The sequence below is a fragment of the Stenotrophomonas sp. 05L414_2 genome (assembly GCF_056397905.1).
In genome coordinates, this window is the sequence record NZ_JBFTOJ010000168.1 from 1 (window position 1) to 8,576 (window position 8,576).

An 8,576-nucleotide genomic window follows, 5' to 3' on the forward strand; every position below is an offset into this window, starting at 1 on the left:
GCCTCATCCCAATTGCTGCCAGTACCGGTATCGACCACCAACGGCACCCGCAATTGTGCCGCTTGCGACATGCGCTGCACGACATTGCTACGCAGTTCTTCGATGAAACCGGCCTCGGCTTCGAACACCAGTTCATCGTGCACCTGCAGGATCATCCGCGCCGGTGCGCCGCTGTCACGCAGCCATTTGTCCACATCGACCATGGCGCGCTTGATGATGTCGGCGGCGGTGCCCTGCATCGGTGCATTGATCGCCGCACGTTCAGCGCCAGCACGCAGGCCCTGGTTACGTGCATGAATGTCGTTCAGGTACAGCCGGCGACCGAACAGGGTCTCCACGTAGCCCTGCTCGCGGGCCTGCTCGCGCATGCGCTCCATGAAGTCACGCACGCCCGGATAGCGGCTGAAGTACAGCGCCACGTAGTCCTGCGCCTGGCCACGGTCGATGCCGAGGTTGCGGGCCAGTCCGAACGCACTCATGCCGTACATCAGGCCGAAGTTGATCGCCTTGGCCGCGCGACGCTCGTTGCTGGTCACTTCTTCCAGGGTGCGGCCGAACACCTCGGCGGCGGTGGCGCGATGCACGTCGGCGCCCTGCTCGAAGGCCCGCACCAGGCCCGGGTCTCCGGACAGATGCGCCATGATCCGCAGCTCGATCTGCGAATAGTCGGCCGCCAGCAGCTGGAAGCCTTCCGGGGCGATGAACGCACGGCGGATGCGGCGGCCATCCTCGGTGCGGATCGGGATGTTCTGCAGGTTCGGATCGGACGAGGACAGGCGGCCGGTGGCGGCGCCGGACTGGTGGTAGCTGGTGTGCACCCGGCCGGTTTCGGAGTTGACCATCTCCGGCAGCTTGTCGGTATAGGTGCTGCGCAGTTTGGCCAGGCCACGGTACTCAAGGATCACCCGGGGCAGCTCGTGCTGCTCGGCAATCGCCTCCAGCGCCTCTTCATTGGTGCTGGGCTGGCCCTTGGGGGTCTTCACCACCGCCGGCAGCTTCAGTTCGTCGAACAGCACCGCCTGCAGCTGCTTGGGCGAATCCAGGTTGAAGCTGCGCCCGGCCAGTTCGGTGGCCTTCTGCTGCGCGGCCAGCATGCGCGAGGACAGGTCCTGGCTCTGCCGGCGCAGTTCGTCGGTGTCGATCCGCACGCCATTGGCTTCGATGCTGGCCAGCACCGGCACCAGCGGCATCTCGATGCTGCGGTACACGCTGTCCAGGGTCGGTTCGGCCAGCAGCTGCGGCTGCAGCGCGTGGTGCAGGCGCAGGGTGATGTCGGCGTCTTCGGCGGCGTAGCGGCCGGCCTCGTCGATGCCCACCTGCGAGAACGAAATCTGCTTGGCGCCCTTGCCTGCCACGTCCTCGAACTTGATGGTGTTGTAGCCTAGGTAACGCAGGGCCAGCGAATCCATGTCGTGGCGGGTGGCGGTGGAATTGAGCACGAAGCTCTCAAGCATGGTGTCGTCGTGGTAGCCCTGCACGTCCACGCCATGGCGGCGCAGCACGTGCAGGTCGTACTTGCCATGCTGGCCCAGCTTCTTCTTCGCCGGGTCCTGCAGCACCGGCCGCAGCGCATCGAGCACCTGTGCCAGCGGCAACTGTGCCGGCGCGCCGGGATAATCGTGGCCGACCGGGATGTAGGCGGCCTTGCCCGGCTCCACCGCCAGGCTGATGCCGACCAGGCGCGCACGCATCGCATCCAGTGCGTCGGTCTCGGTGTCGAAGCTGATCAGGTCAGCCTGCTGCACGCGCGCAACCCAGGCCTGCAGCTGCTCGGTGGTCAGCACGGTCTCGTACTCGCCGGGCGCCGACAGCGCCGGATCGAGCTCGCCGACGGGCGGCGCTTCGGCGCTGCCACGGGCAAAGCCGGCTGCGGTGCCACGCAGGCTCGGCGTCGCGTCGTTGGCCACTGCAGGCGCCGGTACCGGCCCGCCCAGCTCCTTCAATGCCTGGGTGAAGCCGTAACGCAGGTACAGCTCGCCCAGGGTGGGCACATCCGGATCGCGCAGGGCCAGCGTGGTCGGGCTGGCGTCCAGCGCGACGTCGGTGCGGATGGTCACCAGCTCCTTGTTCAGCGGCAGGCGCTCCAGCGCGGCGCGCAGGTTTTCGCCGATCTTGCCCTTCATGGTCGGCGCCGCTGCCATCACCCCGTCCAGATGCTGGTATTCGGCCAGCCACTTGGCGGCCGTCTTCGGCCCGCACTTCTCCACGCCCGGCACGTTGTCCACGGTATCGCCCATCAGCGCCAGCAGGTCGACGATCTGGTCGGCGCGCACGCCGAACTTGTCCATCACCGCCGCGTCCGAATCCATGCGGCTGCCGGTCATGGTGTTGACCAGTTCGATGCCCGGCCGGACCAGCTGCGCGAAATCCTTGTCGCCGGTCGAGATGGTGACCTTCAGGTCCTGTGCCACGCCCTGCAGGGCCAGGGTGCCGATCACATCGTCGGCCTCCACGCCGTCGATGCGCAGGATGCTGATGCCCAGCGCTTCGACGATGCGGCACATCGGCTCGACCTGGCTGCGCAGTTCATCGGGCATCGGCGGGCGATTGGCCTTGTATTGGTCGTACAGGTCATCGCGGAAGGTCTTGCCGGGGGCATCGACGACGAAGGCGACGTAGGCCGGGCGCTCCTTCAGCGTCGAGCGCAGCATGTTGACCACGCCGAACAGCGCGCCGGTGGGCTCACCCTGTGCATTGGACAGGGGCGGCAGCGCGTGGAACGCGCGGTACAGGTAACTGGACCCGTCGATCAGGACTAATCTGCTCATGTGTCGATTCTACGCGCCTGTTCCTGCATCGCGGCGACACGGCAGCGACGCGGCGTTGGGGCATAATCAAGGCTCTTTCCAGGCAAAGGCCCCGCCGATGAAGACCCTGATGCTGGCTTCCCTGCTCCTGCTTGCTGGCTGCGCCAGCATGGGCGGCGCGGGCGCTCCCCCGGTGGACGTCAAGGGCGCCGATGTTTCCAAGCGCACGATGGACAACGGCGACACCATCGAGGAATRCCGGGTGTCCGGCCAGTTGCGCATGGTCAAGGTGACGCCGGCACGCGGCGCCCCGTTCTACATGTATGACAAGAACGGCGATGGCCGCTTCGACAATGACAAGGATGGCGTGTCGCCGGTGTACTGGAAGCTGTACAGCTGGTGATGTGGCCGGGGTCGGATCCCTTTCCACGGGAAAGGGCTCTGACCCCATCAAGGCGATCGGCACGGCCCTATCCACGCATGGCGTGGATCTACTGGGCATTGCGGTGGCCCCATCCACGCATGGCGTGGACCTTTGACGGTGAACTGGAGTAGATCCACGCCATGCGTGGATGCTCTTCGGGCCGCCGATAAAAAACAACGCCGGCGCGCATCCTGCGGCCGGCGTCGGGTCCCCTCCCCGGGAACGCTTCCGTATCAGCGGATGACCAGCACCGGCAGCGTACTGCGCGCCAGCACCTCGGCGGTCTGGCTGCCCAGCAGCACGCGGGTGACGCCGCGGCGGCCGTGCGAGGTCATTACGATCAGGTCGCTGTTGCGCTGGCCCGCCGTCTCGATGATGCCGTCGGCCGCGTAGCGGTCCAGCACATGCACCGGATTGGCGGTGATGCCCTGCTCGGCCGCCTTGGCCAGGGCCGGCTGCAGCACCTTCTGCGCGCCTTCCTCGCGGTCGGCCTTGTACTCCGGGCTGTTCATGTAGCCCACGCTCCAGCCCATGGCGTCGTACATGCCGACGGYCCAAGGCTCGGAGACGGTGACGATGTCGACCTCGGCGTTGAGGTCCTTGGCCAGCTCCAGGCCCTTGGCCAGGCCCTTGTCGGCCAGCTCCGAGCCATCGGTGGCGATCAGGATGCGCTTGTACATGGTGGGGCTCCGCGGTGATCCAGCCAGTGGGAACGACACCATTACACAGCCTGTGTGGAGATCGTGCCTTGCGCAGGATCAATCCGGCAGCGCGCAGCGATGCCTGCGCAGCGCGGCATGATCGGCCGACGCGCCCAGGATCGACAGGCAACTGGAATGCTCCGGTAGCGCCGGGCCACGCCCGGCGGGCACTCAGGCCTGCACCGTCACCCGCCAGCCACCGTCGTGCGGCTGCCAATCGAATTCCACCGGCAGGAACTTCTCGATCAACCGCGCATTGCTGACCAGGTGATCGCTCAGCACGTGGGTGGTGAACGCACCGCCGCCCGCCAGCGCCATCGGCAGCAGCAACTGGTCGGACAGGTACTCGCCAACAGCACCGGTCCCGTCCAGGTACTGCTTGACCTGCCCGGCCAGGCGCGCCCCGACCTGCTCGGCGGAGACACTGCGCTCGCCGTGGCCGCTGAACACCTCCACGTGATCACCATGACGCACGCGCACCAGGGCGACGTTGCCCGGTCCCAGCGCCGGCCGTATCGACTGCACGTTGCGCGGGTGCGGGTCCACGCCCAGCGTCTCGGCCAGTACCTGCAGTTCGCGCAGGCCGATGCCGCTGGAGAGGCCGGACATCAGCACCTGTGCCTCGATCGCCTGCAACGGTGCACGCACCTCCAACGACGGCGGCTGCAACGCCGCGCACGGCTGCACCTGCACCTCCATCACGCCGCCACCGGCTGGATGGAAGCCGTGCTGCAGCAGCTGCATCGACGCCTGCACGCCCATCCGGCCCAGCGCCGGCAGATAGCTTTGCGCGATGAAATCCGCGCTGGGTGCCAGCGGATTGTGGGTACCGCCTTCCAGGCGCAGCTGCGACGGCCCCTGCGCGCGCCACAGCGCGGGCAGCACGGTCTGCAGCACCAGCGTGGCCGAGCCGGCGCTGCCGGTCGCGAAGTGGTAGGTGCCGGCGCTCACCCGCCCCGGCTCGAAACGCAGCGAGGTAGCGCCAAGTTCTGCACCGTGCACACAGGCGTTGCCGACCCGCGCCGCAGCGTTCACCGCGGTCAGGTGCTGGCGCATCAACCCCGGCTTGCGCCGGATCGCGCGGATGTTGTGCAGCGTGAAGCCGGTGCCGGTGCACAGGCTCAGGGTCAGTGCCGAGCGCAGCAGCTGTCCGCCTCCGTGCCCGCCATCCAGTTCAATCATGTCCATCTGTCTGTTCCTCCGTGCCCGTTGTTCGATGCCGGGCCTTGCTGCCGTGCGCGGCGCAGTGTACGCCGCGCACGGGTTGCCTCATCCCTTCACGCACACCACCTGGCGCAGCGTGTGCACGATCTCGACCAGATCGCGCTGGGCCTCCATCACCGCCTCGATCGGCTTGTAGGCCGCCGGCGATTCATCCACCACCTCCGCATCCTTGCGGCACTCCACGTGCGCGGTGGCCTTGGCGTGGTCATCCACCGTGATCAGCTTGCGTGCCTGGGTACGGCTCATCACGCGGCCGGCACCGTGGCTGCAGCTGTGGAAGCTGTCCTCGTTGCCGAGGCCACGCACGATGAAGCTCTTGGCCCCCATGCTGCCCGGAATGATGCCCAGTTCGCCCTTGCGCGCACTCACCGCGCCCTTGCGGGTCAGCATCACTTCCTTGCCGAAGTGGGTCTCGCGGTTCACGTAGTTGTGGTGGCAGTTCACCGCCTCGGCCTCGGCCTCGAACGGCTTGCTGATCACCGTGCGCACCGCGGCCACCACGTTGCGCATCATCACCTCGCGGTTCATGCGTGCGAAACGCTGCGCCCAGTCCACCGCGAACACATAGTCGCCGTAGTGCTGGCTGCCCTCGGGCAGGTAGGCCAGGTCCTGGTCGGGCAGGTTGATCATCCAGCGGCGCATTTCCTGCTTGGCCAGCTCGATGAAGTAGGTGCCGATGGCATTGCCTACGCCACGCGAACCGGAGTGCAGCATGAACCACACGCGCTGCTCCTGGTCCAGGCAGACCTCGACGAAGTGGTTGCCGGTACCCAGCGTTCCCAGGTGCTTGAGGTTGTTGGTGTTCTTCAGGCGCGGGTGACGCTCGCAGATCAGTGCGAAGTCATCCACCAGCTGCGCCCAGCCTTCCACCGCCAGTTCGGGCGGCGTGTCCCAGCTGCCCTTGTCACGGCCCCCGCGGGTGACGCTGCGGCCGTGCGGCACCGCCCGCTCGATCGCGGTGCGCACCGCCGACAGGTTGTCCGGCAGGTCGCTGGCAACCAGCGTGGTGCGCACCGCGATCATGCCGCAGCCGATGTCCACGCCCACCGCTGCAGGAATGATCGCGCCGATGGTCGGCACCACCGAACCCACGGTCGCGCCCTTGCCCAGGTGCACGTCGGGCATCACCGAGATCCACTTGTGGATGAAGGGCAGCTTGGCGATGTTCTGCAGCTGCTCGCGCGCCTGGTCTTCCAGCGGCACGCCGCGGGTCCACAGCTTGATCGGTGCAGCGCCCGGCTGCTGGATCACGTCGTAATTGAGGGTGGTCATGGTGATGTTTCCTTTCATCCAAAGCAAAAACAAAGAGGGTGCGGTGACAAAGGGGGTGGAACATTCCGTCACCCGCGTTGCCGCGGAGGACGGCCGGGACTTGAACCCGACCCCGAAGGGCTTCCGATGTAGTTCCACCTGCATTCCCCGCGCAACGAAAGCGAAGGTGCCGGCAGCACGACAAGAATCTGGAGGAACATCCTGCTCTACCACTGAGCTACTGCCGCGTTGCCGTGGCAGGCGGGAGTCGAACCCGCGACCTGGAGCTTAAGGGGCTGTAGTTCCTCCGGCATTCGCGCTGCCGGCATTGAAGCGGTGGCACCGTTGCCGGTGCCGTTTGAAAAGGTGCGGTGACAAGGGAGGTGGAACGTCTGCTTCCTCACGACAGGCAGGAAACGCGGGACTCGAACCCGACCCCGAAGGGACAACCAATGTAGTTCCACCAGCATTCACCGCGAAAACGAATTCCTGGCCCTGCCCGGCTGGCCCCATTGCCAGCCGGGCGGTCCGTGCGGCCTCCCTGCCGCCTTACAACGCCATGTCCTGGATGCGCTCGACCCAGCTGCTGCCGTCCTCGGCCGCAGCGGCGTACTGCGCCATCAGGTCGAACACCGCATCGCTGAAGCCACCGATGTGCAGCACGTCACCGCGCTGCACGGTCTGGCTGCTGGCCACCGGCTGCAGGTCGATGCACACCAGCCGCGCCTGTGGGCAGCGACGCTTCAACGCATCCCACTGCAGCATCGTGGCCGTCTGGCCGCCCTGGCGGGTGTCACGCCAACTCTCGTTGTCCGACACCAGCACCACCAGGTCCACCGGCTCGCGCCGCAGGTTGAGGTAGTGCAGCGGCGCGCTGACCGACGTACCACCGCCGTTGATGGCCAGCTGGCGGGCCAACGTCATCACGCTGTCGCGCGGGTTCAGGCGCACGTGGCGCACCTCGGTATCGAACGGCAACACCTTGGCCTGCGGCTGGCCGCGCAGCACGCAGGCTGCAACCAGCGCCGCCACGTCCACGCAGCGCGCCGCCGTGCTGGAGCCCTTGCGGTAGCCGGTTACCGGCGACTGCATGGAACCGGACACGTCCACCGCCACCACCACCCGCCCGGGCAATGCCGGGGCCGACGCCGTGGCGATCTCCATCGCGTCCTGCAACGCTTCCAGGATCGGCGTCGGCAAGCCACCGCCGGCGTGGAAGGCCATCAGCAGCTGGTAGGGCAGTACGCGGGCACGACGCACCTGCTGCGGATCACGCAGGCGCTCTGCGATCACCTGCACCATCGCCGGATCGTCGAACACGCCATGGCGGGCGAACGTGTTGAGGTTCATCCGCATCGACTGCCACGATGCATTGCGGGCCAGTGCCGACCACTGCGCCGCGTCCAGCGGCAGCGTGCTGTAGTACTGGAACGGCAGGTCCGGCGGCAGTCCGCGCGGGTCACGCTTGAACGCCTCGTACGCCCGCACCACTGCCGGCAGCTGCGCCTCGTCGTAGGGACGACCGATGATCCATGCATACAGCGCCTTGCGCTCGGCGTTGGCCGGCTTCGGGTGCACCATGCGGATCACATCGGCCAGCGACGGCTGCTGGCCGATCGCCGCACGCACCAGCGTTTCCGCCGACGCCTGCTGGATCCACTCACGCACCCTGCGCTTGGGCAGCGAGCCCAGCGAGCGGCGCCCCACCTGGCCGCTGCGCATGATCTGCACGAAGGTGCGCAGCTGGCGGCCGTTGTCGATCACCCGCGGGAAAACCAGGGCGAACGCCTCCGGGTCGCGCAGGCTCAGCACCGCCAGCAGCAGCGCCGGCATGTCCTTCATGTGTGCGACCTGGCGGGCGTACAGGGCGGTACGGGCGATGAAGCGCGGCTCGACCTGCGCGGTCAGCGCCAGCACCTGCTGCAGCTGTGCCTCGGCGTCGCTGTAGAAGGTGTTGTTCAGGCACCCGGTGGCCGCATACAGCGCCAGCGCGGCACGCGGGTCGCGGCGGTAGGCCAGGCCACCGGCTTCATTGACGGTGTCTGCCTGCGGCGGCTGCGGCGTGCGCATCCAGGAGAAGAGTGAAAGGTTGGCCATGCTGATGTCCTCGGCGGGAACAGCCCGCGTCGTGTCTTGCCGGATATAGAGCAATGGCCGTGCCAACTTTTGCGAAACCATCGCATGCTATTGATTTTGAAGTGATTTCAATAGAAGAAGGCCATCCTGCCC

The 8,576-nt window shown here is 67.0% G+C and carries 6 protein-coding genes; 1 reads left to right on the top strand and 5 read right to left on the bottom strand.

The genetic code is table 11. The features are described 5' to 3' along the window. Window positions 1-2,768: DNA polymerase I (gene polA, locus AC1DJN_RS18295; protein ID WP_478039683.1), on the bottom strand; the 2,768-nt coding region annotated here is incomplete at its 3' end. Between the two features lie 97 nt (window positions 2,769-2,865). On the opposite strand from polA, the gene AC1DJN_RS18300 reads away from it, so the two are divergent. Next, complete coding sequence (locus AC1DJN_RS18300; RefSeq protein WP_478039685.1) at window positions 2,866-3,150, top strand: DUF2782 domain-containing protein; 285 nt, start codon at window positions 2,866-2,868, stop codon at window positions 3,148-3,150. Between the two features lie 254 nt (window positions 3,151-3,404). On the opposite strand, the gene AC1DJN_RS18305 is transcribed toward AC1DJN_RS18300, so the two are convergent. From AC1DJN_RS18305 to AC1DJN_RS18320, 4 genes are all read right to left on the bottom strand, one after another. Next, complete coding sequence (locus AC1DJN_RS18305; protein ID WP_478039687.1) at window positions 3,405-3,851, bottom strand: universal stress protein; 447 nt, start codon at window positions 3,849-3,851, stop codon at window positions 3,405-3,407. A 192-nt stretch (window positions 3,852-4,043) separates the two neighbouring features. Next, entirely contained in the window at window positions 4,044-5,060 is a 1,017-nt protein-coding gene (gene rtcA / locus AC1DJN_RS18310) for an RNA 3'-terminal phosphate cyclase (RefSeq protein WP_025878045.1), read from the bottom strand. Between the two features lie 81 nt (window positions 5,061-5,141). After that, window positions 5,142-6,368, bottom strand: a complete 1,227-nt coding sequence (locus tag AC1DJN_RS18315) for an RtcB family protein (protein ID WP_442251879.1) — start codon at window positions 6,366-6,368, stop codon at window positions 5,142-5,144. Between the two features lie 528 nt (window positions 6,369-6,896). Continuing rightward, complete coding sequence (locus tag AC1DJN_RS18320; RefSeq protein WP_442251880.1) at window positions 6,897-8,444, bottom strand: vWA domain-containing protein; 1,548 nt, start codon at window positions 8,442-8,444, stop codon at window positions 6,897-6,899. Window positions 8,445-8,576: the final 132 nt, after the last annotated feature.